This window comes from Maritimimonas sp. 2210JD6-3 (assembly GCF_056591795.1).
In genome coordinates this window covers 1-25,532 of record NZ_JBWQOJ010000009.1, presented here as the reverse complement: position 1 = coordinate 25,532, position 25,532 = coordinate 1, and the positions used below count along the sequence as shown (strand labels likewise).

At 32.5% G+C, this 25,532-nt stretch carries 28 protein-coding genes; 10 read left to right on the top strand and 18 right to left on the bottom strand.

Features of this window, described 5'->3' with window-relative positions; genetic code table 11:
- The 12 genes from AC1EUY_RS06040 to AC1EUY_RS05985 all read right to left on the bottom strand — a co-directional run bounded on the left by AC1EUY_RS06040 (position 1) and on the right by AC1EUY_RS05985 (position 8,955).
- The gene (locus AC1EUY_RS06040) at positions 1 to 396 is read right to left on the bottom strand and encodes a hypothetical protein (protein WP_480194613.1); all 396 of its coding nucleotides are present in this window, start codon (positions 394 to 396) and stop codon (positions 1 to 3) included.
- 10 nt (positions 397 to 406) lie between these two features.
- Positions 407 to 649 carry a peptide methionine sulfoxide reductase gene (locus AC1EUY_RS06035; RefSeq protein ID WP_480194612.1) on the bottom strand — a complete coding sequence of 81 codons (243 nt, stop codon included), beginning with the start codon at positions 647 to 649 and terminating at the stop codon, positions 407 to 409.
- A gap of 25 nt (positions 650 to 674) precedes the next feature.
- A complete protein-coding gene (locus AC1EUY_RS06030) occupies positions 675 to 812 on the bottom strand; it encodes a hypothetical protein (protein ID WP_480194611.1) in 138 nt (45 codons plus the stop codon).
- Positions 812 to 1,291, bottom strand: coding sequence for a peroxiredoxin family protein (locus tag AC1EUY_RS06025; protein WP_480194610.1), 480 nt, complete (start codon positions 1,289 to 1,291; stop codon positions 812 to 814). The genes AC1EUY_RS06030 and AC1EUY_RS06025 overlap by 1 nt, the downstream gene beginning before the upstream one ends.
- Before the next feature lie 83 nt (positions 1,292 to 1,374).
- Positions 1,375 to 1,929, bottom strand: coding sequence for a peptide-methionine (S)-S-oxide reductase MsrA (msrA, locus tag AC1EUY_RS06020; RefSeq protein WP_480194609.1), 555 nt, complete (start codon positions 1,927 to 1,929; stop codon positions 1,375 to 1,377).
- The gene (gene msrB, locus AC1EUY_RS06015; protein WP_480194608.1) at positions 1,919 to 2,380 is read right to left on the bottom strand and encodes a peptide-methionine (R)-S-oxide reductase MsrB; all 462 of its coding nucleotides are present in this window, start codon (positions 2,378 to 2,380) and stop codon (positions 1,919 to 1,921) included. Before msrB ends, msrA begins: the two co-directional genes overlap by 11 nt.
- Before the next feature lie 559 nt (positions 2,381 to 2,939).
- Positions 2,940 to 3,881: an aldo/keto reductase gene (locus AC1EUY_RS06010; protein ID WP_480194607.1), complete on the bottom strand. Its 942-nt coding sequence runs from the start codon at positions 3,879 to 3,881 to the stop codon at positions 2,940 to 2,942.
- Complete coding sequence (locus tag AC1EUY_RS06005; RefSeq protein WP_480194606.1) at positions 3,881 to 4,453, bottom strand: nucleotidyltransferase family protein; 573 nt, start codon at positions 4,451 to 4,453, stop codon at positions 3,881 to 3,883. Before AC1EUY_RS06005 ends, AC1EUY_RS06010 begins: the two co-directional genes overlap by 1 nt.
- An 87-nt stretch (positions 4,454 to 4,540) precedes the next feature.
- Positions 4,541 to 5,548: an XdhC family protein gene (locus AC1EUY_RS06000; protein ID WP_480194605.1), complete on the bottom strand. Its 1,008-nt coding sequence runs from the start codon at positions 5,546 to 5,548 to the stop codon at positions 4,541 to 4,543.
- Positions 5,549 to 5,617: 69 nt separating this feature from the next.
- On the bottom strand, positions 5,618 to 7,789 hold the full coding sequence (locus AC1EUY_RS05995; protein ID WP_480194604.1) for a xanthine dehydrogenase family protein molybdopterin-binding subunit: 2,172 nt from the start codon (positions 7,787 to 7,789) through the stop codon (positions 5,618 to 5,620).
- A 3-nt stretch (positions 7,790 to 7,792) separates the two neighbouring features.
- Positions 7,793 to 8,281, bottom strand: a complete 489-nt coding sequence (locus AC1EUY_RS05990) for a (2Fe-2S)-binding protein (protein WP_480194603.1) — start codon at positions 8,279 to 8,281, stop codon at positions 7,793 to 7,795.
- A 62-nt stretch (positions 8,282 to 8,343) separates the two neighbouring features.
- A complete protein-coding gene (locus AC1EUY_RS05985) occupies positions 8,344 to 8,955 on the bottom strand; it encodes a hypothetical protein (RefSeq protein WP_480194602.1) in 612 nt (203 codons plus the stop codon).
- A 105-nt stretch (positions 8,956 to 9,060) separates the two neighbouring features.
- On the opposite strand from AC1EUY_RS05985, the gene AC1EUY_RS05980 reads away from it, so the two are divergent.
- Positions 9,061 to 10,260: a Pycsar system effector family protein gene (locus tag AC1EUY_RS05980; RefSeq protein WP_480194601.1), complete on the top strand. Its 1,200-nt coding sequence runs from the start codon at positions 9,061 to 9,063 to the stop codon at positions 10,258 to 10,260.
- 266 nt (positions 10,261 to 10,526) lie between these two features.
- Here the strand turns inward: AC1EUY_RS05980 and AC1EUY_RS05975 are convergent, their stop codons facing one another.
- The 3 genes from AC1EUY_RS05975 to rbfA all read right to left on the bottom strand — a co-directional run bounded on the left by AC1EUY_RS05975 (position 10,527) and on the right by rbfA (position 14,592).
- Positions 10,527 to 12,905: a GAF domain-containing protein gene (locus AC1EUY_RS05975; RefSeq protein WP_480194600.1), complete on the bottom strand. Its 2,379-nt coding sequence runs from the start codon at positions 12,903 to 12,905 to the stop codon at positions 10,527 to 10,529.
- A 94-nt stretch (positions 12,906 to 12,999) separates the two neighbouring features.
- Entirely contained in the window at positions 13,000 to 14,199 is a 1,200-nt protein-coding gene (locus AC1EUY_RS05970; protein WP_480194599.1) for an ABC transporter permease, read from the bottom strand.
- On the bottom strand, positions 14,200 to 14,592 hold the full coding sequence (gene rbfA, locus AC1EUY_RS05965; RefSeq protein ID WP_480194598.1) for a 30S ribosome-binding factor RbfA: 393 nt from the start codon (positions 14,590 to 14,592) through the stop codon (positions 14,200 to 14,202).
- A 99-nt stretch (positions 14,593 to 14,691) separates the two neighbouring features.
- Between rbfA and mce the strand changes: the two genes are divergently transcribed.
- Genes mce through truB form a run of 5 tightly spaced genes read left to right on the top strand, consistent with a single transcriptional unit; the run spans position 14,692 to position 17,815 of the window.
- Complete coding sequence (gene mce / locus AC1EUY_RS05960) at positions 14,692 to 15,117, top strand: methylmalonyl-CoA epimerase (RefSeq protein ID WP_480194597.1); 426 nt, start codon at positions 14,692 to 14,694, stop codon at positions 15,115 to 15,117.
- A gap of 39 nt (positions 15,118 to 15,156) precedes the next feature.
- Positions 15,157 to 16,035, top strand: coding sequence for a cell division protein FtsX (locus AC1EUY_RS05955; RefSeq protein ID WP_480194596.1), 879 nt, complete (start codon positions 15,157 to 15,159; stop codon positions 16,033 to 16,035).
- Between the two features lies 1 nt (position 16,036).
- Complete coding sequence (locus tag AC1EUY_RS05950) at positions 16,037 to 16,297, top strand: DUF3098 domain-containing protein (RefSeq protein WP_480194595.1); 261 nt, start codon at positions 16,037 to 16,039, stop codon at positions 16,295 to 16,297.
- Positions 16,297 to 17,091 (top strand): undecaprenyl-diphosphate phosphatase, encoded by a 795-nt coding sequence (locus tag AC1EUY_RS05945; protein WP_480194594.1) that lies wholly within the window; start codon positions 16,297 to 16,299, stop codon positions 17,089 to 17,091. The genes AC1EUY_RS05950 and AC1EUY_RS05945 overlap by 1 nt, the downstream gene beginning before the upstream one ends.
- Before the next feature lie 22 nt (positions 17,092 to 17,113).
- Positions 17,114 to 17,815 carry a tRNA pseudouridine(55) synthase TruB gene (truB, locus tag AC1EUY_RS05940; protein WP_480194593.1) on the top strand — a complete coding sequence of 234 codons (702 nt, stop codon included), beginning with the start codon at positions 17,114 to 17,116 and terminating at the stop codon, positions 17,813 to 17,815.
- Here truB and AC1EUY_RS05935 read toward each other — a convergent pair.
- Positions 17,792 to 18,388, bottom strand: coding sequence for a thioredoxin family protein (locus AC1EUY_RS05935; RefSeq protein WP_480194592.1), 597 nt, complete (start codon positions 18,386 to 18,388; stop codon positions 17,792 to 17,794). The genes truB and AC1EUY_RS05935 overlap by 24 nt on opposite strands.
- A gap of 52 nt (positions 18,389 to 18,440) precedes the next feature.
- Positions 18,441 to 19,376 (bottom strand): NAD-dependent epimerase/dehydratase family protein, encoded by a 936-nt coding sequence (locus tag AC1EUY_RS05930; RefSeq protein ID WP_480194591.1) that lies wholly within the window; start codon positions 19,374 to 19,376, stop codon positions 18,441 to 18,443.
- A 95-nt stretch (positions 19,377 to 19,471) separates the two neighbouring features.
- Here AC1EUY_RS05930 and AC1EUY_RS05925 point away from each other — a divergent pair, with 95 nt between their 5' ends.
- The 4 genes from AC1EUY_RS05925 (at position 19,472) to AC1EUY_RS05910 (ending at position 24,909) form a co-directional block, all read left to right on the top strand.
- A complete protein-coding gene (locus AC1EUY_RS05925) occupies positions 19,472 to 19,990 on the top strand; it encodes a hypothetical protein (protein ID WP_480194590.1) in 519 nt (172 codons plus the stop codon).
- 44 nt (positions 19,991 to 20,034) lie between these two features.
- A complete protein-coding gene (locus AC1EUY_RS05920) occupies positions 20,035 to 23,427 on the top strand; it encodes a T9SS type A sorting domain-containing protein (RefSeq protein ID WP_480194589.1) in 3,393 nt (1,130 codons plus the stop codon).
- Positions 23,428 to 23,500: 73 nt separating this feature from the next.
- Positions 23,501 to 24,358 carry a cupin-like domain-containing protein gene (locus tag AC1EUY_RS05915; protein WP_480194588.1) on the top strand — a complete coding sequence of 286 codons (858 nt, stop codon included), beginning with the start codon at positions 23,501 to 23,503 and terminating at the stop codon, positions 24,356 to 24,358.
- Between the two features lie 50 nt (positions 24,359 to 24,408).
- A complete protein-coding gene (locus AC1EUY_RS05910; RefSeq protein WP_480194587.1) occupies positions 24,409 to 24,909 on the top strand; it encodes a DUF6646 family protein in 501 nt (166 codons plus the stop codon).
- Here AC1EUY_RS05910 and AC1EUY_RS05905 read toward each other — a convergent pair.
- Positions 24,898 to 25,371: a regulatory protein RecX gene (locus tag AC1EUY_RS05905; RefSeq protein ID WP_480194586.1), complete on the bottom strand. Its 474-nt coding sequence runs from the start codon at positions 25,369 to 25,371 to the stop codon at positions 24,898 to 24,900. The two genes, AC1EUY_RS05910 and AC1EUY_RS05905, sit on opposite strands and share 12 nt — an antisense overlap.
- Positions 25,372 to 25,532 lie beyond the last annotated feature (161 nt).

Sequence of the window (25,532 nt, the reverse complement as noted above, 5' to 3'; positions counted from 1 at the left end):
TTAATCTTCTAACTTAAGGTTATTATCAAATTGCATCTTTCTAATACTTACTGCCTTAAAGGCATAAACAATGAGTAATGTTAATGCTACAAATACCAAAACTGTCCCAACATACAATGTAATACTTGGTAAATCAAAAATTGATATATTTTCAAAAATTACACCTAAAATTCCTGACAATACATAACTGCCTGTTGCTAAATACAGTAAAGCACTTGCCCTTGTTAACAAACCTAATTGTTTAATTTTACGCTCAGAAAGCCTATGATGAAAATCCGAGCATTTGTTAGAAAGTAAATTCCCAATCTCAGAGCTTAAGGTCATCATTTGAGATGTGGTTGATAAAATTAACATCCCTAAACCAGGTATTATTGTTATAGGTAAGTACCAATTCATAATTATATTTTTAATGATAGTTATTTAAAAAATGAGTCACCTTTTTTTCTGGCATTTCACAGGGCTTCAACAGTTCTTTATTGGTAGTTATATAATAATTTAAACTTATAAAATCATTACCTCCCAATTCTTTAGCATAAATTTTATAACTATTCCCATTATTGAATTCAGCTTTAGTCACACCATATTTTTTGTTGTTATATAGTACTTCTGAATACCCTTTTGGAATATTTTGAATACGTTTTAGAATCATCTTTTTAATAATTTTGTTAATTATTTCAATCTAATTTTAGTGTTTTCCATTCTATATCTAAAAATTGATACAACAATTCGGTTTTATCTAAAAGCTCCTTATAACAGTTTGTTTTAGTACATCTGCTCGCACCATATAATTTTATCTCTGGAATCTTATTCATTATTTTATTGTCTTTAAGAATTCTATAGCTACTGCTTCATTTAAATGAAAATCGGCAAATACTACGTTATCATGTTGATCTATAAAAATAAACCACGGTGTTCCTCCAGTTTGATAATTCTTCATGATATTAGATGTTGACTTATCATCATCACCTGCATCATGCCCAAATGGTATTTTTAGTTCATATTGTTTCTGCGTCTCAAGCATTTTGTTATAGGTATTTACTTCAAACCCTTCAAAAACTGTTTGAATTGCTAAAAAAACTACCTTATTATTATTCTCTAAAGCATCTACCATTTTTTGCAATGCTGGCAATCCTCTACTGTGACAACCTGGACACCAACTTTGAAAGCAATACAATACTTTAAATTGGTCTTTAAAATCAGAAAGTTTTACTTCTTTAATCTTATTTCCATTGGCATCTACCCAATGTTTTACATTAAATTCTTTAGCTTTTATATCTTTTACTTCTCTCATTTTTTAATTAAAAATTAAAAACAGTAGTTGTTCAAAAAGATAATTTTGAACAACTACTGGCAAAAAATTATGTATCGATGCTATTAGTTTACAATAACATCTTTTAATTTATCAGCATGTTGTTTACGAAGCTTTGCTAATTTTGGGGTAATTACAAAATTACAATAACCTTGACTACTGTTATTATTATAATAGTCTTGATGGTATTCTTCTGCTTCAAAAAACTCACCTAATTCACTAATTTCTGTAACAATAGGCTTCTCAAAATACGTTTTTAGTTGTTTTATAACCTCTTGAGAAATTTGCTTTTGTTCGTCATTATGATAATAAATTACAGATCGATATTGAGTGCCAGCATCGGCTCCCTGTTTATTCAATGTTGTAGGATCGTGACTTGTCATAAAAATCACCAATAGCTCCTCATAAGAAATGATAGTAGCGTCAAAATAGATTTGTACAACTTCAGCATGACCTGTTAAGCCTGAACAAACTTCACGGTAAGTTGGTCTTCCTGGCGCACTACCACCGGTATAACCTGAAACTACTTTCTCAACACCTTTAATTTGCTGGAAAATAGCTTCTATACACCAAAAGCACCCACCTCCAACAGTAGCTAATTCTAATTTATTATTTTTCATTTTGAACCTCCTTTTCTAGTTTCATTGATTCTGAATTAATACAATAACGTAATCCACTTGGCTCTGGCCCATCTGGAAATACATGCCCTAAATGCGCATCACATGTATTACACATAACCTCTACTCTTACCATACCATGTGAAGTATCTCTTTCATACTTAATGGCATTTTCTTTAATGGGTTGCGTAAAGCTTGGCCAACCTGAACCCGAACTAAATTTAATAGTAGAATCAAACAAAGGTGTATCACAACATACACAGTTGTACTTGCCTGCATCATAAATGCTACATAAAACTCCACTATATGGTCGTTCTGTACCTTTCTGTCTTGTAATTCTAAATTGCTCGGGAGTTAATTGAGCTTTCCACTCTTTTTCTGTTTTTTCAACTCGTCTGTTTGGAGTTGGATTTCCCTTTAAGGAAAAGTTGATTACTTCTTTCCAAGTTAGCATACATTTGTTCCTCTCTTTCTAATAATTAATAATGATTTTTATAGGTTAGAAAGAACTTTTGTTGTTAAACTAAATATAATTGATTAATTACACATTTAGTTTAAGCAAGTTGGTTTCTTTTCTAGTTAATAAATATGCTTTTGAACGTGAATTTAGTCGAAATTGAATTTAAAAACTTACAAATCTAACTGCAAAACCAATCTAATTCAACCACCATTTGTTATTATTTGACAAACTATCTATTAAGAATAAGCTCCCAAATTTTAGGTATCACTAAAGGTATATCTAATTCTAGAGCTTTTTTACTCACATGTTCAATAGAGTCTGTTCAAGAATGCAATACTAGTTTAAATCTTCCCCAATGTATTAGCATAATTGCTTTTGTTTGCACATCAATCACAGCTTGGGCTGTTTCATCGAGAAACATATGTACATCTGGTCACATCTTGTTGTATTGACCGCACTCTAGCATAACAAAATAAAAATACCATACTTCTCACTTACTTCTTTAAAGTGAGACGCATAACCACTATCACCACTAAAGAAAATTCGCCCTCAATTAATTCCATTGTAATTGTTTACGCTCTTTCCAATATACTGTCGAATCAATCTTAAAAGTGTCTAGACTAGCCAATTCTTGTTGGTTCAATTCAACTTTATTTGCTTTAAGATTTTGGCGTAAATGATCACTATTTGCCGCTCCGCTCAGCACCCAATTAGCATTCAATTTTGTATAACAATAGTGCAACACGATAGCATCAACACCTACATTATGCTTACTTGCTAAAAAGTTCAATTCTTTATATAATGGCTGATATTGTTTAAATTTTGAATTAGGAAACAACCTACCATTTGCCAAAGCCTCTTTTACCAAAAGCACTTTTTGTTGATTTTTTAACTCTTTTAAAACCTCACTTACACTTTGATCTAATATATTATAGGTGCACTGAAAACTATCAAATAGTTGATTGCCATCTACCTCAACATCTAATGCTTTTTTAATCACCTCCACCTGATTAGCACCTGTAGTTGTTATCCCTATTTTTATGGCATACGCATCCTTTAAAAAAGCTAATTGTTCTAAAACAGCTTTATTTTGCAATACACCAGTTTCTAAGGTTGCAGAATGTATTTGATAAATTGATACATAAGGTAATAACCTTTTTGAAATTTGCCATTGTTCATTCAGTTTTGATAAACTATGTTCTTTAATTTCATGAATTTTTGCCTTTGGATTAAAATTAGCAACATACGTATATCCCCATTTAGTAGAGACCGTTATTGAGTTGTCATTTTTAGTTTGTAACCAATCAATTAATAATTCTTCTGCCAACCCATAACCTGGCGCCGTATCAAAATGGCGAATTCCTAATTTATATGCTTCATTCAAGACAGATTTAGCGTTTTTCTTAAAACTTTCCATATCAAATTCATACTGTACTTGCCTGATATTTATATAGAGTGGTCTGCCTAATGCTGCTGTTCCTAAAGCTACATACATTATTGCTTAATTTTTTCATAATCTTCTAGAGAGTCTATATCAATTAGATCTACTCCTTGTACTTTAATAACATTAGAAATTTCTAGATTTAAGAATTCTTTAGCTCCTTTATCTTCTTTTAATTTTAATAATTCTACATAATATTTTTTCGGAAATAGCGCTGGTACACCCACAGCATCTCCATAAATTGAAGCAATTATCTTAGAAGGATGCATCGTATGCTTTTCTAAAAATTTATTTAAATATTTTGTAGTGATATTCGGTTGATCAGCTAACATAATTAATACTGCTATCTTGTTTTGTAATTCTTTTATTCCTGATGCAATACTTGATCCCAAACCTTCTTGGTAATTGGGATTATAAATTGTTTTTATAGTATATTTTTTTATTGACTCATGTATCGTTTCAGCATTTGCACCCAATACACAAACAACCTCATCTATTTTTGATGCTTGGGCTTGCTCAATAGCCCAACCCAACAATGTACTATTTTTATAAGGGAGTAATTGCTTTGCTTTTCCCATACGAGAGGAGGTTCCAGCTGCGAGAATGAGGATGACGGTTTTTGACATTATATATAAATGCCATTACGAGCAAAGCGAAGTAATCTGTTAATCTGAGAGAAAGATTGCTTCATTTCATTCACAGTGACGTTAAAGTTAGACATTAATTTTACCCGTAATTTTTCGTAACGAAAAAGGTTGTTTCTCTTTGATTACCATTTGAATCTCTGCTAAAATTGACAATGCTATTTCTTCTGGAGTTTCTGCACCAATATTGAGTCCGGCAGGAGTGTAAATCCTTTCTAAAAACTCTTCAGATACATCTGGAATAAAATCAAATAACTCATTAAACAGTCGTTCTCTTCGTTTTGCAGCACCCAAAATACCTATATACTTAACTTTATGTTCATTTAATTTTACCATATACCGTAAATCTTGCACATAACTATGATTCATAATTACAATAGCCATCTTTTCTGTAAGACCATCAAAAACGATGGTTTCTGGCGATTGCCCAGTTACCGAATGTGCACCTGGAAAGTCGCCTATTTGTTTCGAATCATTCATAGATGTAATCACATCTACCTGCCAGCCCAGTAAAGAAGCCATTTTACACAATTTAACAGCGTCGTGTTCGCCACCTATAATCAACAATCGAAATAAGGGTTGTAACTCCTGCGAAAACACCTGAAAATTCTGATCAATCTGATTGCTAATTGAAAATGAATTACCATCTTCAAATTCAACTATTGACCCAAAATCACCAAAAATTTCATCTTCTTTCTCAAAATAGGATTGAATTTTAAATGACTTTCTAACTTCTAACTGCTTACGAAACACTTTTAGAAAATCTTCTGAAATAAGGATAGGTTCTATCAAAATATATAAGGTACCTTCACAACCTAAGCGATAACGACCATCATACGCCATTACCTTTGGTTTTCTATCTTGAAAAACCGATTTTGCTCTTTTAAATACTTCTTTTTCCACGCAACCACCACTCACAGCTCCCGTCATACCTCCTTGTTCATCAATCAACATTCGTACACCCGGTTTTCTATACGAAGATCCTTCTAAATGCACTACAGTAGCCAATACAGATTTTAATCCTTTTTGCTGATTAATTAATGCTTGATCTATTATTTCTTTAAACTCGTATGTCATACCTTCTAAAAAATAAAATTAGGTAAAATCATAGAAAACTTTACCTAAGTGTATCGTATTAACGTAAACTTATGATAGTTGTAAGGGCATATTACGCAGCCTTTTTCCTGTTAATCTAAATACTGCATTCGCTACTGCCGCTCCAATAGGTCCTAATGGTGGTTCGCCTACAGCTCCCGGAACATCAATTCCTTGTAATAAAATTACATCAATCTCTTTCGGTGCATGTTTCATTAATGCCATTTTATATGGGCCGTAAATTATAGGTCTTAATTGCCCATCTTTCACCTCCATTTGTTCATACATAGAAGCACTCATTCCCATAATAATGGCTCCTTCACATTGCGCACGTACTTGATCGGGATTTACTACAATACCTGGATCCATTGCGCAGGTTACTTTATGCACTTGTATTTCATTATTCTCTATAGAAACTTCAGCCACTTGTGCACAGGGTGTATTCGCATCAACTGAACAGGCAAACCCCATAGCTCTACCATTTTGTACTTTATCTAAATATTCCGCTTTTTCAGCAGCAGCTTTAATCACGTCTTTTAATCTTCTTCCGCGTTCATCTTCGCCAATTTGATCTAATCTGAATTGTACCGGATCTTTTTTTGATTTCACCGCCAATTCATCCATAAAACTTTCAATAGCAAAAGTATTGGCTAGCAACCCTAAACTTCGCCACCAACTAGTTGCAAAAGGTAATTTTACACGCCAAGACACAGCTCTATAATTGGGGATTGCTGAGTAGTTAATCATACCGCCACGCCAAGCACCTAAATCAGCTCCCATTACAAAAGGTGCAAAGCCAGGAACCATAGGTGAACCGAAAGCTACATCACCACTTGACACATTATGCTCCAACGCCTCAATCATTCCGTCCTCTTTTAATAAAGCTTTTAAAACATGGTGTGTAGGTGGGCGAAAGGTATCATGTTGAAATTCTTCCTTTCTGGTTAAAAAACATTTCACGGGTTTCCCAACTGCTTTTGATAGCACTGCAGCTTGTATTCCGTTTGGTGTGTGCAAACGTCTGCCAAAACCACCACCTAAAAAGGTAGGAATCAAATTCACTTTGTCTTTTGAAATCCCCACCCGTTCTGCTATCTCATCTCTGGTAATTTTCACAACTTGGGTTGACATACTTATCGTTACCTTATCACCTTCAACAAAGGCTACTGCTCCATTAGGTTCGATTTGCGCATGTGCGCCAATAGGACTTTTATATTCAGCCGTAATCACAGTAGCATCTTCTAATATTTTCTTAGCGCTTCCTTCATTTTGAATCTCGATAGGTTTCCCTTCACCTACTTTTATCATGGATTCTATCTCTGCTGTATTCCAATTTTTTTCGTTGTTCCAGTTCGCTTTTATAGCATTTTTAGCATTCTCAGCCTGTTGAAAGGTTTTAGCTACTACGCCCACAAAGTCCTTTTCTTTAACTACCTTTATAACACCTAGCATTGTTGAGGCTTCAGAAACGTCAGCGTCCACAAATTTCGCCCCAATATGTGTAGGTCGTAAAACTGAACCATACAACATATCTGGCATCGAAACATCCATACCAAAAATAGGGTCTCCAAAAACTTTGGCTTTTAAATCAACTCTAGGTACTGGTTTCCCAACAAATTTATACGATTTAATATCTTTCAATTCAGGAGTATCAGGCACATCCCATTCTGTAACTCCTTCAACAACTTCAGCATACATCATAGTTTTACCGCCTCCAGAAATCACTCCGTCCTGAACACTCAAATCGGCTACAGCCACGCCTAACTTTTCAGCGGCCTTATTTTTTAGCATTGCACGCATGGTCGCAGCTAATTCACGTAAAGGATTCCATAAACTTGAAATAGAGGTACTACCGCCCGTAGCAAAACCATCTATATTACCAGAAATAGTTGATGCGTTTAACACGTTTATTTGCTTCATAGAAACTTCTAGTTCATCAGCTGCCATTTGTGCTAATCCTGTAAAAGTTCCTTGTCCCATTTCAACTTTAGGACTATACAAGGTAACCGTATTATCTTTATTGATATCAAACCATATTATTGGCGTTTTTGTATTTCCCATGTAAGGAGGCTCTGCTGTATTTGCAAATCCTGCCATACCTCTACGAATACTCCCTCTAAATATGTAGGTACCAACCGCTATAACCCCAAGTGTTCCCAAACCACCACGTACCAAAAATTTGCGACGTGATATTTTCTTTTTTGTTTTTTTCTCTTCACTCATAACTTAAGAGTTTACAGAATTAATTGCTGATTCACTGTTCAATTCTGCAGCTCTGTGAATGGCTTTACGCATTCTGTAATAGGTCGCACAACGACATACATTGATGATATTTTTATCAATATCTTTATCTGTTGGATTGGGAATCTCTTCTAATAATGCAGCTGTCGCCATCATAAACCCAGGTTGACAGTAGCCGCATTGTGGTACAATTTCCTCCATCCATGCCTGTTGCACAGGATGCGGATTTTCTGGAGTACCCAAACCCTCTATAGTTGTCACTTTTTTCCCTTCTGCTAAATGAACCGGAAACGAGCAAGAACGTACAGCTTGACCATCTACATGTAACGTACAGGCACCGCAGGCAGCCTTACCACAGCCAAATTTGGTTCCTTTAAGATTTAGAATATCACGAACTACCCAAAGCAATGGCGTATTCTGATCCTCAATATTTATGGTTTGAGGCTCATTATTTATGTGAAAGGATATTTTCATATATATTATTTTATTATTGATATCAAGACCTTTCGACTACGCTTAAGGTGACATTTAATTCATTAATTTTCTGGAATTACTGCTCCGTCATTAAACCATTGTTTTACAGCTTCAGCAAATTCTTCTTTTGATACTGGAGGTACCTCTCTAGTAGTACCTTCGGCATCTACTCCTGGCTCCCAAGCCCATAATACGAGTGCATCCTCAGTCATATGCTTAATTAGATCTTCATAATTTCTATTGCCATTTTTGGTTCTATCTAACAAAGATTGCGCTATTTCTTGTTTTGATAATCCTTGCCAACCCATTGTTGCTGGAGCTAATCCCCAATGCGGTGCACCAGGCACACCAGAATAGCTGTTATTCTCAGGTTGATGGCATGTATTACATTTTGTAGCTTCAAAACCATGATCATCTTTACCTCTTTTCATCCCAAAATAATGTGGATGACGATCTTCGCCTTGCTTAGGTATGTTATCATTTGGGTGACAATTCATGCAACGTTGATGCGTTAAAACTTCCATTATTGTATTAAAAGTGGTATTATTTTTAGAGAGCATCTTATCAGTATCTAATGCTTTGTAATCGCTTTCAAAAAATAATTCATCTTCAAGCGTAAGTCCGAGAGTAATGGCACAACTAAAGCCTAGTAATAGAAAGATTAATTTCTTCATTTATCATTTTATAACCGTTTGAGTATAAAGTTACATTTTTAAGTTAAGACAATCAAAATTTAAATAATTCTTAATTTCTATCTTTATCGAATTAAATAAAGCTATATGGAAACCTTACTGGCAAGTGCACAAAAATTTGTTATTTCATATTTGAATGACAATTTAGACGAGAACTTTGTTTATCATAACCTAGCGCATACGCAACGCGTTGTAGATAAAACGAATGAGTTAATTGAAGAGAGTGAATTAACCGATGCTGAAAAACAGCAACTACTTTTAGCTGCATGGTTTCATGATATAGGATTTACAAAAACCATCGAAGGACATGAAGAAGAAAGCGTTCAAATAGCTAGTGATTTTCTTAAATCTCAAAATATTCCTAAAAAAACGATACAGGCTATTTCATCGATAATATTAGCTACTAAAATGGAATATGAGCCAAAAACGAAGTTAGAAAATCTCATAAGAGATGCCGATTGTGCTCATGTATCGAGTAAAAATTATGACGAGTATGCATCGCTCCTAAGAAAAGAATGGGAGCTAACACTGGATAGAAAAATATCAAAATCTGAATGGGTACAACAAAACATCTCTTTCTTAACAAGTCATACATTTTATTCGGCCGAGGCAGCAAAGAAATGGGAAAAACGTAAAGGAAAAAATTTAGCTAAGCTTTTACAAAGTCAAAATAAAATAAAAGAAAACACCGCTAAATTAAAACAAAAGAAAGCAGAGTTAAGTTTGAAAAAGAAAAAGATGGATCTGCCTGAACGAGGTATAGAAACTATGTTTCGTGTGGCATTGAGAAATCATATTACTTTAAGCGACATAGCCGATACAAAAGCGAATATTTTATTATCAGTAAATGCTATTATTATTTCACTTGTGTTATCGAATTTAATTTCTAAGCTAGACAACCCTTCAAATCAATACTTAATTATACCTACGGTTATTTTTACCTTATTTACTGTAATTTCTATGGTAATGTCAATCTTAGCCACACGTCCAAATGTTACTAAAGGTGAGTTTACTAAAGAAGATGTAAATAATAAAAAAGTGAACTTACTATTCTTTGGTAATTTTCATCAAATGAAGCTGAACGATTTTGAATGGGCTATGGAAGAAATGATGAAAGATCGCGATTACCTATATAGTTCACTGACTAAAGATCTTTACTTTTTAGGGCTGGTCTTAAATAGAAAATACAATCTCTTACGAAATACCTATACTGTATTTATGATTGGCATTGTGATTAGTGTAATCTCTTTTGCTATAGCCTTTTATATACAGAGTCAACCAGTCTAAACAGTTAACCTCCTTTTGAATTGGATTAGGTATAATATAAAATCCCAAAAATAAAGAATTTCTTGAAACCAACTATCCCTAGGGCAAGCCACAGGGGTATTTCACTGGTTTCATTTTGACCTGAGGGTCAAAAACCGAAATCCTATTATTTAGATTCCCGTTTTCACGGGAATGATAATTTCAACGGGTACCCCGATGCAAGCATGCGGGGAATTCTTTTCGATTAAATTTTGGGATTTTATCTTTAAACTTTATTACAGTTATAATTATTTAAGCTCTTCCATTAACTCATCTATGGTTATCGAAGACTTTTCACAAAAATCTTTCTTATACAATACTTCTACACGTAAAGCTCGCAATCCAGAAACTCCTTGTAAATCTTCTAATTCTAAATATTCGAGTTTACCAAAATAACCTTTTGCTTGAAGATATTTTATGTATTTCGTATATTCTCTAGCATCTTTTCCTTGCGAATATACAATAGCGATCTTTCCAGGAACAGTCAATCTTTCATCTGTACCTTTAATATGTGTTTTATCAATTCGTTTTTTAATGATTTCATAACGAATGTTATAGGCACCATCTACATCAAATTGTTTTTCATCCATTCTAAATTTAATAGCTAATGGATTACTATGTACTAAAATTAGTGAAGCAACTTGTAGGTCATGCTCCATTTCGTTCCTTGCTAAATGAGCTACCTGTTCCATTTCATACATATTTTGCAACTGCCATAGACGCAAGTTATATAAGTAAATAGGATCGTATTTTTTGTTCTTAACCAAAGACTGGCCGATATACATATTATACTCGACACCATCCGTTTTATAACGTTCAAAATAATGTGGAAACATATTTTGTGCTTCCTCTTGTTTTTTATCTATATAATTAGAAAGCTTATTATTAAGATACATTACACTCTTTTCATACGCTTTTCGCTTTTCATATATAACATGTAAATCAGGATCTAACCTATCTAAATATTTTTGCACATGTGAAGCTAAGTCGTTATCTAATTTAAGATGACTAAATACAGGATAAATTTCTCTTTTTAAGAAATCTAATATACTTACTTCATCACCAGCTTTTAACCCTGTCTTAGTGTGTTCTAAATATTCACTAATTCTGAAACTTAATTCATCATAGATTGGTAATTCAGTTTTTTGCTTGGCAGTATCTAATATATTAACAGCCATCGTTAACTGAGTTGTTAAATCTTCTTGAATTGCCAAATTTCTAGCAATTGAAGAGCCTTTAATATCGCTTTGCCCGTATAATGGACAGACATCATGAAATACAATATCATCAATTTGCGGGGACTCAACACCTGTATATAAATCATCTTGATACTTTTCGGCAGCATCATAAAAACGCCACTTAACAGTTGGATGTATTGAAGTGTAATGTTCTTGTATAGTAGCTTCTAATACATTTTGACGTTCTTCAGATGCTCTTTCAACCGCAGTTTTAAAAACAGGAATAATATCTCGTAACTTTTGTTGATTCACAGAATTCAACTCATAAGGTCTAGGCGAAGCAATTTCTAATAAAGCAAGATCGTCATTAGACGTTGCTTTAATTGGCACTAAAATAATACTACCAATTCCTTGCGATTTTAACGTTTTATAAAAAGGATTTTCGTCATTCAATTTTCCATAATGCTCGACATTAGAAATTGTCATAATTTCATGATTTTTGAAAACTATTTTCATAATGCCTTCACAGAAATAATTTTGACTACAAGAAATCTTTACTCCTTCATGCAAAATTAAACTTTCAGATTTTTTTGTTTTAGTTTCACAAATCTCATTATTAATAGCATCAAAAATAGAATAGCCCAGCATCAAATCTTTGATATTATAAAACTCTCTTAAGTTTTGCTGTAAATCGCCTACTATATTATTATCTGTTCTTAGTAAAGTTTCTTTGATTGATGATAGTGTTTCATCTGGTGTAACGTCAAATAAATTCATCAAACCAAAACCTTTAAAAATATAACTATTTGGAGGAAATTTCTCTTTCCAAACCTCTATATTATCATAATTATCGAGTAAGAGTTTGATATCATCTTCTGTAATTTCTGGTGCGTTATCGGTTTTAGTAATATTCATAAAATCACCATTAAAAGCAACTCTATAGTGCTTCATTACACCTGCTTTTTTATCAGGAATATCAAAAAAGAAAGGTCTCTTTAGGTCAATTGGTTTATGGTAAAAAAAGTTCAAAATCATGGTACAAGCTATGATGTACATTTGATCTTCTTCGTAATTTCTAATCTTAAAATCATAATCTTCACCCGCATTTTCAAGAATAGTTTCAAATCGCTTGGTAAATTTAAATGAAGTAAAAGAAAATGGCACACTGGCCGCTTTAATTTCATTTAATGTTAAGATTTCAGGAAACAACCCTTCTAGCATTAGATCTACTTCATTTTCATATTTTTTCAATAAAGAATGATCTTTAAAACCTTCTATAAGTTCAGGAAATTGCGATAAATAGGCTCTTATCTGTTTAGAAGAATCATAATATGGATGTTGCTCATCTTCAGCATATTTATTATAATATTCAAATACTTGTCGAAAACTTATGTATAATTGTAATGGAAGCTCTAAATCTTTCGTTATACCTGATGCTATTATCTTCATTTCTACCCAATTTAACTAACAAAGTTAGTGATTATTACATATATGTCGTACTATCAGATCTTTCCTGACTGATTTTGTGACGTATCTTAGATTATTATTGAATAAGTTTACTTGAAATACGAGCACTTGCAATTTTAGCTGCCAAAAACCCTAATAAAGTAATCGTAAGTATTACAACAATAACATTCGTTAATTTAAATGCTACAGGATACGCAAGATTGGGAGTAATCATCCATAAAGAAAAATATTTCTGTGCTAAAACGATACTAATACCTAAAATCAAACCTACCACTAAACCAAATATAGAAAGAAGAAATCCTTGCAAGACAAAGACTTTACGAATTTCTTGAATACTAGCACCTAAGTTGAATAAGGTTTTAATATTTTCTCGTTTATCTAAAATCATCATTACTATCGCACCAATCACATTAAACAAAGCAATGATTAGAATTAATGTAAACACTAAATAAGACACCAAGTTTTCGGTATTAATCATTCTATGAAATACCGCATTTAACTGCTCCCTCGTTTGCACTTTGTAAGCAGCTCCTAATTTGGATGTAAGTTTATTTATTACTTCTTTTTTATTTGCATTTGCTGTGAGACGTAATTCTATAGCCGAAATCTGATTCGGCTTGTAATTCAATAGGCTTTGCACATATCTTAAATTTGCAAACACATACTTATCATCTATCTCATCATTCAATCTAAAAACACCTATTGGTTGTAAGTTCACCTGATTTAATGCATTCTTAGGATTTGTTATATATCCTTTACCAGGTTTAAATGTATAAGCTCTTAAAGGTTCAACTAAATCGTAGGTTCCTAATGATAATGATGACGACATACCATTACCAATTACAGCTGCATTAATAAGTTCAGTATCTAACCATTCACCAAAATAAACAGCAGTATCTATATTATTGACAGTGAGGTAATTTGCTTCAACCCCTTTTATATACGCTATTTTTTGTTTTTCACGATAGCTAAAAAAAGATTTTTCTTCAATTACTTTTGTGTACGAAGCTATCTTCTCATCTTTAAGAATATCGTTAATAGTATCATTAAAGAAAAAAGATTTTCCTTTTACAGAAGATATTTTTAAATCAGGGTCAGAAACACGAATAAATTCTAAACTAAAATTCTTTAATCCTGAAAAAACTGATAATACAATAAACAAAGCCATGGTACCAACAATTACACCAATGGTAGCAATATCTGTAATAATATTTATCGCATTATTACTAGTTCTCGCAAATAAATATCGTTTAGCTATGTAAAAGGGAAAATTCAATTAGATCTTCTTACGTTTATCTAAAATCTCGGGATTTCTTATCGGATCACTATCCTTTCCCTTAAGGGAATTATCAATATTTTCTATATAATCTAACGAATCGTCAATGAAAAACATTAATTCTGGTACTCTTCTTAACTGATTGCGTGTTCGCTGAGCCAATTCATGACGAATAAGATTGGCATTTGATTTTATTCCTTGCAATAATGTATCACGCTTATCATTCGGAAAAACACTTAAGTATATTTTTGCCTGAGATAAATCTGAAGTTACATGAACTTTAGTTACCGAAATCAACACACCTTTCATTCCGTCACGAGCAGCGCTTTGTAGAACATCTACGAGATCTTTTTGTAAAACCCCTGCTATCTTTTTTTGTCTATTCGTTTCCATGCCGTAAAAATACGTGTAAATCCATTAATAAATTATATATTTTTGGAGAATAATAATGCATCCGCTTAAAGCGGAAAAAGTAATTGTACTCCAAGATAAATGAAAAAAATTGAACATATAGGGATCGCTGTTAAAGATTTAAATAAATCTAATGAGTTGTTTGGTAAGTTATTTGGCAAGAAACATTATAAAATAGAAGAAGTCGCAAGCGAAGGAGTACGAACATCTTTTTTTAAATCTGGACCTAATAAAATAGAATTACTAGAAGCTACGAAACCAAACAGCCCCATTGCAAAATTCATTGAAAAAAAAGGAGAAGGTATTCACCATATTGCCTTTGCTGTTGATAATATAGAAAAAGAAGTTAAACGTCTAAAATCTGAAGGTTTTATCGTCTTGAATAAAACTCCGAAAAAGGGAGCCGATAATAAATTAGTTGTTTTTTTACATCCTAAAAGCACCAACGGGGTATTAATTGAATTATGCCAAGATATTCTTGTAAAAGAAGAAAAACAAAAGCAGTAAAAGTTTGTATATTGCGCCAAGGTATCAGCTAAAAATTATATGAGTAAATCATTCGAAAAATATCAAAAAAGCAGATTACGATCTTCATATTTTTCAGCAATTATGAGCATTGCTTTTGTATTATTTCTAATAGGCATATTAGGTCTTTTGGTTTTAAATACTAAAAAAGTTTCTGACTATTTTAAAGAGCAGGCATCTATTACGGTTTTTTTAAACGATGATGTTAGCAAAGGAGAGCGTGAAGGTTTTGAAAAAACACTTAAGCAAAAAGAATACACCAAAACGCTAACGTATGTCTCTAAAGAACAAGCAGCTGAGATTGCTAAAAAAGAAAATGGTGAGGATTTTATGGAGTTTCTTGGTTATAATCCATTAAAAAATTCGTTAGATCTTTTTATTAAAGCCGAACATGTAACTCCAGAAAAAATGGAAGAAATCGAAAAAGAATTAACAAGTAATGATGCTGTCGCTGAAGTTTCTTACGATAAGCCACTTATAAATTTACTTACCGAAAATGTAAAAACGATAAGTATTTGGGTGCTTTTTTTTAGTACGCTGTTTGCCCTTATAGCTATGCTACTCATTAATAATTCTATACGGTTATCTATCTATGCAAAACGCTTCACTATTAAGACCATGCAAATGGTAGGTGCAACGAAACGGTTTATTAGAAAACCTTTTATTTTGAACAGTATAAAACTAGGAGTTTTGGGCGCATTAGTAGCACTTGCTGGCTTAGCTGTGGCTGTATATTATATAAATAATTATTTTCCAGAGTTACACTTGTTAAATGATCTGCAAAATCTAGGAATTATATTTGGTATTGTGTTTTTAGCAGGACTTTTTATAACCTGGATTAGTGCTTTTTTTGCTACACAACGCTTTTTAAACTTAAAGACTGACGAATTGTATTATTAAAATGGCGAAAGAAAAAAAACAACAAAAATCAAAAGGTGAATTCCTTTTCGGAAAGCGTAATTATATCATTATGCTCATAGGTATTTTAATTATTGCCGTAGGTTTTATACTAATGGCCGGTGGCGGGAGTGAAGACCCAACTATTTTTAATGAGAAAATTTACAATTTTAGACGTATTCGCTTAGCGCCCACGCTTGTTATTATAGGCTTTATTGTTGAAATCTACGCTATTTTAGCCAATCCGAAGAAAGAAGAGCATTAATGAGTTATTTAGAAGCACTAATCTTAGGATTGATTCAAGGATTAACTGAATTTTTACCTGTATCATCTAGTGGTCATCTAGAATTAGCAAAAGCCTTGTTTGGTGACGACTCACTGCCAGAAGAAAGTCTTACATTCACAGTAGTTTTACATTTTGCTACAGCTCTAAGCACTTTAGTTGTATTTAGAAAAGAAGTTATTGAAATCTTACGTGGATTATTTCAATTTACATGGAACGAAGAATCACAATTTTCTTTAAAAATTATTATTTCTATGATTCCTGCCGTGCTAATTGGTCTATTGTTTGAACAACAATTAGAAGCTTTTTTTGGAGGTAGAATTATGCTTGTTGGTTTTATGCTTTTAGTAACAGCTTTGCTGCTACTGTTGGCAGATAAGGCAAAGAATACTAATAAGAACGTATCTTATACTAATGCTTTTATAGTAGGTATATCACAAGCAATAGCCATGTTACCAGGCATTTCACGTTCTGGTGCAACCATCTCTACCTCTGTATTATTAGGTATTGACAGAACAAAAGCAGCCCGCTTTTCTTTTCTAATGGTTGTCCCTTTAATTTTCGGAAAAGTTGCAAAAGACTTACTTGGTGGAGATATTAATTTTGATTCTTCTCAAATTGGTGTTATGGGTGTAGGTTTTATTGCCGCATTCGTGGCAGGTCTTTTTGCTTGTAATTGGATGATTGCTTTAGTAAGGAAAAGTAAACTCTCGTATTTTGCGATGTATTGTGCTATCATTGGATTGATTGCCATTATATATTCATTTACAAATTAGATATTGAAATTACACGCCACAGGTGACTGCCGAAGATTTTAAAAACGGACAACTTATCTTAATTGACAAACCGCTAGAATGGACCTCATTTCAAGTAGTTAACAAATTACGTTGGGCGATTCGAAAGCAATTTAATTTAAAGAAAATTAAGGTTGGTCATGCTGGAACGTTAGACCCTTTGGCTACTGGCTTATTGATTCTTTGCACTGGTAAATTCACAAAAAAAATAGAACAATATCAAGCACAGATAAAAGAATACACCGGTGAATTCACTTTAGGGGCCACAACACCATCATATGACCTTGAAACCGAAATTAATGAACAATTTTCTATTGATCATATTACTGAAAAATTAATACATCTAACGGCAAAAGAATTTATTGGTGAAATAGATCAAAAGCCACCTATATTTTCAGCTATAAAAAAGGATGGTAAACGTCTTTATGAACTTGCGAGACAAGGTAAAGAAGCAGAGATCAAGTCAAGAAAAGTAACGATTAGTGAATTCGAAATTACAACTATAAACCTACCAAAAATAACTTTTAGAGTTGTATGTAGCAAAGGTACTTACATTCGTTCATTAGCTTATGATTTTGGAGTCGCACTAAATTCTGGTGCCTATCTATCTAAACTTAGAAGAACAAAAATTGGTGAATTTAAAGTAACAAAAGCCAGTACAATTAATGATTTTTTAGAAGAACTAACTCGCCATAATTTGCAATAGGTCTTCTACTATATTTTCGCCTTTATTTTTATTATACCAAACTTGTAGTTCTTCTTTAAATTCGGCATCTAAAGCGCCATTAGCTTCTTTATATTGGTTTACCATTTTAGTAGCTGTAGAAGGTCTAGGTCCCCACGTATTTATTACTTCATTAGTGTCTCTATCTAAAGCAATTAATTTAGGTATCGACTTACTTCCGTTTGTTAAGAACTGATTCATTAACGCATCATTATCATCTCTCAATACGATCTTTACATCTATATTTTTTGAAGCTTCAGCTATTTTATTAATTACAGGTAATGCATGGCCTGCATCACCACACCATCCTTCTGTAATAACAATCCACGTCTGCTTTTTATCAAATGCTTCAATGCTTTTAAGTGCTGACTCTGAAAGCTTAAATGTTTTATCTAAGCGGCGCATTCTGGCATTACCTAACTTACTGTAATTTAAGTACGCTTCTGTTTGAATATTGCCTGTTGCTTTACCATCATTGAGTAGTTTTGCAACTAAATCTCTATATTCTTGATAGGTCATTGCGTTTTCTAAACTTTCATTAATTATAGCATTCATATTTACTAGTATTTACTAAAAATTAGACAGCAAAAAGAGGAAAACTTACAGTTTACTTTTTTAAGTTTTCGAGCATATCTCTAGTCATTAATTCTAAATCGAATGTATGTTGCCAATTCCAATCTTTTTTTGCATCAGAATCATCTATAGAATGTGGCCAACTATCAGCAATAGCCTGCCTAAAGTCTGGTTTATAACTTATTTCAAAATCAGGTAAGTGTTTTTTTATTTCTCTAGCAATTTCTTCTGGAGTAAAATTAACAGCAGCGATATTATAAGCTTTATAGGAATTTTGCTTATCAGCTTGCATTACATCTATCGTCGCTTTTATAGCATCATCCATATACATCATTGGTAAGCGAGATGTACTATTTAAAAAGCAGGTATAGTTTCCTTCTGAAAGCGCTTTATGAAAAATTTCTACAGCATAATCTGTAGTTCCACCACCAGGCAATGTTTTATAACTAATAATTCCTGGGTACCGAATACTTCGTACATCTACTCCAAACTTTTGCTTATAATAATTACACCAATTCTCTCCAGCAAACTTACTAATACCATACACTGTTGTGGGCTCTGTGACAGTATGTTGTGGTGTATTTCCTCGAGGGGTTGTCGGTCCAAAAACTGCAATTGAGCTTGGCCAAAATATTTTTTTAATCAGTCCTTCTTTCGCAAGATCTAGAACATGAAAAAGTGAATCCATATTGAGTTTCCAAGCTTTATCAGGATATTTTTCTGCAGTTCCAGAGAGCATTGCTGCCATTAAATACACCTCTTCTATCTTATACTGTTCAATAGTATCTCTAACTTCTTTTTTGTCGGTGGCATCTAAAATTTCGAAAGTACCAGACCACATAATGTCTGCTTTGCCAGTTATAATATCTGAAGCAATGACATTCTCATTACCATAAATTTCTCGAAGTTTCATGGTAAGTTCAGAGCCTATCTGGCCACAAGCACCTATCACCAATATTTTTTTACACATTAGTAAGTTAATTAGTCACACAAATATAATTAAAACTAAAGTTGAGTATAGTTATAAGTTTACAATAAATAGTACTTTTGTTTTAATTAATTATTATGCGTTATAGTTATCTTTTTTTAGGTTGTATCATACTCTTAAATTGTTCAAATCCTCAAAAGGAACAAAATAATGATGAACAAAATATTGAACAGCAAATTGGCAACTCAAATAAAATTACCAATAGTATCGCAGAAGTTTTATCACCTGAAGTCAGAAAACTTGTTGATAATTGGCAAGAGTACAAAGAACTCGAATCATTAATGAGTGAATATTATAATATTACACCTCAAAAGGCTTTAAGTAATGCACAAAATTTAGCTGAAGCGGCACAACAACTAAAAGATTCAATACGTGTTGAGAAATTCAAATCACCCGATGTTAAAATTAGATTGAACGTCTTATATAACAATACATTAAACTTAAGTGAGTTAAATTCTACCACTAATGTAAAAAACGAATTATTAAAAGATGAAATATCAAATACTATTTTAGCGTTTTCGGCATTAAATGGAAAACTCAATAATATAATTCAAAAAGAGCTTCTTGAAAAAGAATTAAAAGAATTTAACAACTAACTCTCCATGAAATAGTTTGTTTATTTTTGCGTTTAATACTGACCATGAAAAGTATATTATTAATACTTACATTTTTAACTATTTTCATTGCTAGCGCTCAAGAGCTACCGCTCTTGACTAAGGAGCATAATTCTTCTGCTAAAAAAGCATCTAAAATTTCGACATTTCAATCTTTGGTAAAAAAAGGTGAGGTATATTTTTCTAACAAGAACACAAGTAAAAAAGGTAGCGGTTTAAAACCTTTTAAACGTTGGGAATATCGTTGGAGTCATTATCTACAAAAAGATGGTGCTATTGCTCCTGCTAAACATTTATGGAACGCTTGGCAACAAAAAAATAAACTTGCAAAATCATCAAAAATAATAAGTAACTGGATACCTATTGGTCCTTTTAAACAAACAAGTAAAAATGGTCAAGGTAGAATCAATACTATTGCTGTAGATCCCACAAATGAAAATATTGTATATGCTGGTGCCCCAGCTGGTGGACTTTGGAAATCAACAAATGCTGGCATGAATTGGATACCTCTTACAGATGATTTACCACAAATTGGAGTTTCTGGTATTGCAATAGATAAAAATAACACAAATACTATCTATATATCTACTGGTGACGATGACGGAGGAGACTCTTATGCAATTGGAGTTTTAAAATCAATAGATGGCGGACAAACATGGCAAAGTACAGGTGCTATTTTAGGAAATCCTTCATCAAGTAATGAAATTGTAATTGATCCTACCAATTCAAATAAAATTTGGGTAGCCACTAGTAATGGTCTTTTTGTATCTACTAATGCGGGTAGTTCTTGGAGTCAGAAACTATCGGGTCATATTAAAGATTTTAAACTCAAACCCAACAATCCTAATACAATTTACGCGGTTTCGAGTAATCGTTTTTATCGTTCAATAAATGGTGGTAGTAGTTTTCAAACCATATCTAGTGGTTTACCCAGTGTGAGTTCACTAGGAACGCTACGAGTTGAAGTCACTCCAGCAAACGAAAATAAAGTATATGTAGTAGCTGGAAAATCTTCGAGCCAGAATTGGGCTTTCGAAGGCATGTACATATCTAATAATAGCGGATCTAGCTTTACAAAAACCGCTGAGACTACAAATATTTTTGAAAGCAATCAAGCTTGGTTTGACTTAGCACTTTCTATTTCTCCAACTGATGAAAATACCCTATTTGTAGGCGTTTTAAATATCTGGAAGTCAACAGATGGAGGTCAAAATTTTACAAAAATAAATGATTGGAGAAATTTAAATAGTAAATATACACATGCAGATATTCATTTTCTACGTTTTTATAATGATAAATTGTATGCAGGTACCGATGGTGGGATTTACATATCAGATAATTTAGGAAACTCATTTACTGACCTCACTGAAACTATGGGTATAAGTCAGTTTTATCGTATCGCCGTTGCTAAACAAACCTCTGATAAATTAGCTGGTGGTTTACAAGATAATGGTGGATTTTCATTAATAAATGATACGTGGAATAACTACCATGGCGGTGATGGCATGGACACAGCTTCAGACCCAAATAATGAAAACATATTCTATGGTTTTTCACAGTTTGGTGAAAATCTTACCATGACAAGTAACGGAGGTATTAACAGTAGTTTTATTACTTCTGGCCCTACTCTTGGTAATTGGGTGACACCACTTGTAGCTACTAAATCGAGCGACTTATATGCTGGGTATGACCAAATTTATCAATTAACTGAAAACACTTGGAAACAAATATCTGATTTTAATTTTGGAGGTGATTTAGAAACACTAGAAATAGACCCAAATAATAATGATAATATATACGCTTCTCGCGGAATGAATCTTTACATTAGTAATGATAGAGGCAAAACATTTACATCAAGATCTCAAGCCCTAACAGGCTTGTCTGGAGTTAATATAAGCGCCATAGAAGTACATAACAGTAATAGTACTATTATTTGGATAACAACTACTGGTGTAAATAATATTCTTGGACCAAGTAGTGGCCACACTGGTGGCGGTGTTTTCAAATCTACCGATGGTGGTTTAACATTTTCTAATATTACTTCGGGATTACCAAATGAATCAAAATTTGTAGTTAGACACCATCCTTTTTCAACAAATAATTCAATTTATGTGGGTACTGCATTAGGTGTATATCATCGTAATGACGACACAAATGCTTGGGAAGTATTTTCAACAAACTTACCTAATGTAGCGATCTCAGATATTGAGATTAATCCGTATGACAATATCATTACAGCAGCTACTTTTGGAAGAAGTGTATGGCAATCATCAATTCCAACTGCAAGTTTTCCTCAAAAAGATTTAGATCTTATAAAAATAGATTCTAAAAGTAATTTTAGTTGTGGCAATATTCAACCATCGGTATTGGTAACGAATAATGGTCAAAATACAATTACCAATCTTATACTAACTTATAGTATTGATAATGAAGCTAATCAAACAATTAATTGGACAGGCACTATAAATTCTAATGAAACCAAAGAGATAGAATTAACATCATTTACATCTTTATCTGAAGGGAATCACATCATAAATGCTGCGGTTCAATTAATTGATGATGAAAATAATTTTAACAATACAAACCAAATAACGGTCACAGTAAATAGAGTAGGCGAAACTCAGTATGTTAATACATTTGGTGATGTAAATAATGACATTTGGGCAACTTCTAATGATCTTTGGGAAATTGGGCAACCTACAACTACAGATTTTAATGAGATTGTACAATCTGGCTACGTAACCAATATTGATGGTAATTATACTGATAGAACTACATCATATTTAATTTCACCTTGTTATAATTTAGCAAATTTAGAAGATCCTGTTTTAAAATTTAAAATGGCTTTTGATATAGAAAATGAATGGGATGTGTTGTATATGCAGTACTCTGCAAATAATGGACAAACATGGGAAGTGTTAGGTACAGCAAATGATCCTAATTGGTATAATAGTAGTTTTCAAAATGCTAATAGACCGCTCACTATTGGTAAACAATGGACGGGTAAGGATACCGTTTTAAAAGAATATAGCTATGATCTAACTGAGTTAACAAATCAGCCTAGTGTAATGTTTCGTTTTGTTTTTGCTTCTGATGCATCACTTAATGGAGAGGGTGTTGTTATTGATGACTTTGAAATTGATGCTTCTGCTGTACTTTCAGTAGAAGAACTAGAACCAACAAGTTTTACTATTTATCCAAATCCTTCAGAAGGAATTTTTACTATTTCTCGAACCAATTATTTTGGTTCAGCAATGCAATTGCAAGTTTTTGATATAACAGGCAAACTTATTAAACAAATAAAAAATATTACTTCTAATAGTTATAAATTAGATTTATCTACAACTTCTAAAGGATTTTATTTTGTGAGAATTAATGCTGAGAACAAAGTTCTAACTAAAAAGGTTATAATTCAATAATCTTTCTAGACGCTGCACGAAATAAGTTCATTTAAAAAATAATTATATTTGTTAGCTTATTAATTGTATTTGCATGTCATTGAATTTAACCCAAATAGACACGGTTGAAACTATTACCAAAGAAGATTTTCTAAAAAATTATTTTAAACCTCAAAAACCTTTGGTGATCAAATCTTTTATCAAAAACTGGCCAGCATATACTAAATGGAATCTAGATTATATGGCTGAAATTGCAGGCAATAAAACTGTTCCATTATATGATGATAGACCTGTAGATTATAAAGATGGTTTTAATGAACCTCATGCCAAAATGAAAATGAGTGCGTATATAGAGTTACTCAAAAAAGAACCCACAAAATTTAGGATTTTTCTATGGAATATTTTAAAAGAAGTACCACAACTTCAAAATGATTATTCATATCCAGATTTTGGTTTACGTCTAATGAAAGGACTACCCATGCTGTTTTTTGGCGGAACAGATTCTTATACCTTTATGCATTATGATATCGATCTTGCCAATATTTTTCATTTCCATTTTCATGGAAAAAAACAATGTATTTTATTTGATCAACAGCAAAATAAGCATTTATACAAAGTACCTCATTCATTAATAACCAGAGAAGATATAGATTTTGCAAATCCTGATTTTAATAAATGGCCAGCCCTAAAGAATGCAAAAGGTTATGTCGCAAATTTAGAGCATGGTTATACCTTATACATGCCTGAAGGTTACTGGCATTATATGCGCTATCTTACTCCTGGATTTTCAATGAGTTTACGAGCAATTGCAAGAAATCCTAAGAATCTATCTAAAGCAATCTATAATGTTTTTATAATGCGTAGTTTCGACACCTTAATGCGTCGTATAAAAGGTCAAAAATGGATCGATTGGAAAAACGAGCAAGCCATATTAAGAACTAATAAAATTTAAACAGTTTGAATTATTAATAAGTCTTATATTTGCCGCCAAATTATTTTCTAATGAAAAAGTTTATCATTTTTATTTTTTTAATTGGTTTTTCAATTATTACAAATGCTCAAGCTTTTATTGGCAAAGCAGACAGTAAATTTCAAGTAGGTGCTAATTTACAAGATAACGCCACTGGTATTAATTTTTCTTATGACTATGGTCTAGGAGAAAATTTCTCTATTGGTATTTCTACCAGCTATGCTTTAAGCGTAAAAGAAGAATTAGATGCAGATTTTGGCGATCGCATAGATCTTCGTGCTCGTTTTAATGCTAATTTGAGTAGTGTGTTAAATATTGATGAAAATTTTGATTTTTATCCTGGTCTATCTTTAGGATTAAAAAACTTTGGAGGCCATGCAGGTATTCGTTACTTTTTTAGTGAAGGTTTTGGTTTGTATTCAGAATTTGGATTTCCTATTGCAAAATATGACACTGGTGATTTAACGCCCGCAGAGAAAATTCACAATCGCGCCTATTTCAATGTGGGTGCTTCCTTTAATTTAGGGTATTAATTCTAATATTTTTTTATATACAAGATCACTTTCCCAACCGCGATACAATAAATAATCTGCAAGTTTTTTGCGCTTTTTGTATTTATCTTTCTCTTTAATCGCTGAGAATCTTTTAGTAGCTAGCTTCTCGAAAGTAATAAAATAATCTTCATCAGAAATTTCTTTTAGAGCAGATTTTATAGTATAATCTGATATATTTCGAATTTTCAATTCGCTCACAATACGTTGCTTACCCCATTTTTTAATGGTAAACTTTCCCCTAGCAAAACTTTTAGAGAAACGCTCTTCATTTAAAAAATCATGTTCAATTAAATGTAGCATAATAGTCTCTTTAGCTATCTGAGTCATTTTCAAATCATATAACTTTTTTTCAATTTCTTGATGACATCGCTCTTGATAGATACAATAGCGCTCAAGTTTTCTTTTTGCTTCTTCTACAGTATAGGAAGTATGTTTTTTCAATTCATCATCAATTTTACCATGTAAAACTATGTTTTTAACAAAAATTCACCTAGTAAAATCGTTAAATAAAGAATTTCTTGAAACCAACTATCCCCAGGGCAAGCCACAGGGGTATTTCGCCGGTTTCATTTTGACCTCAGGGTCAAAAACCGAAATCCTAT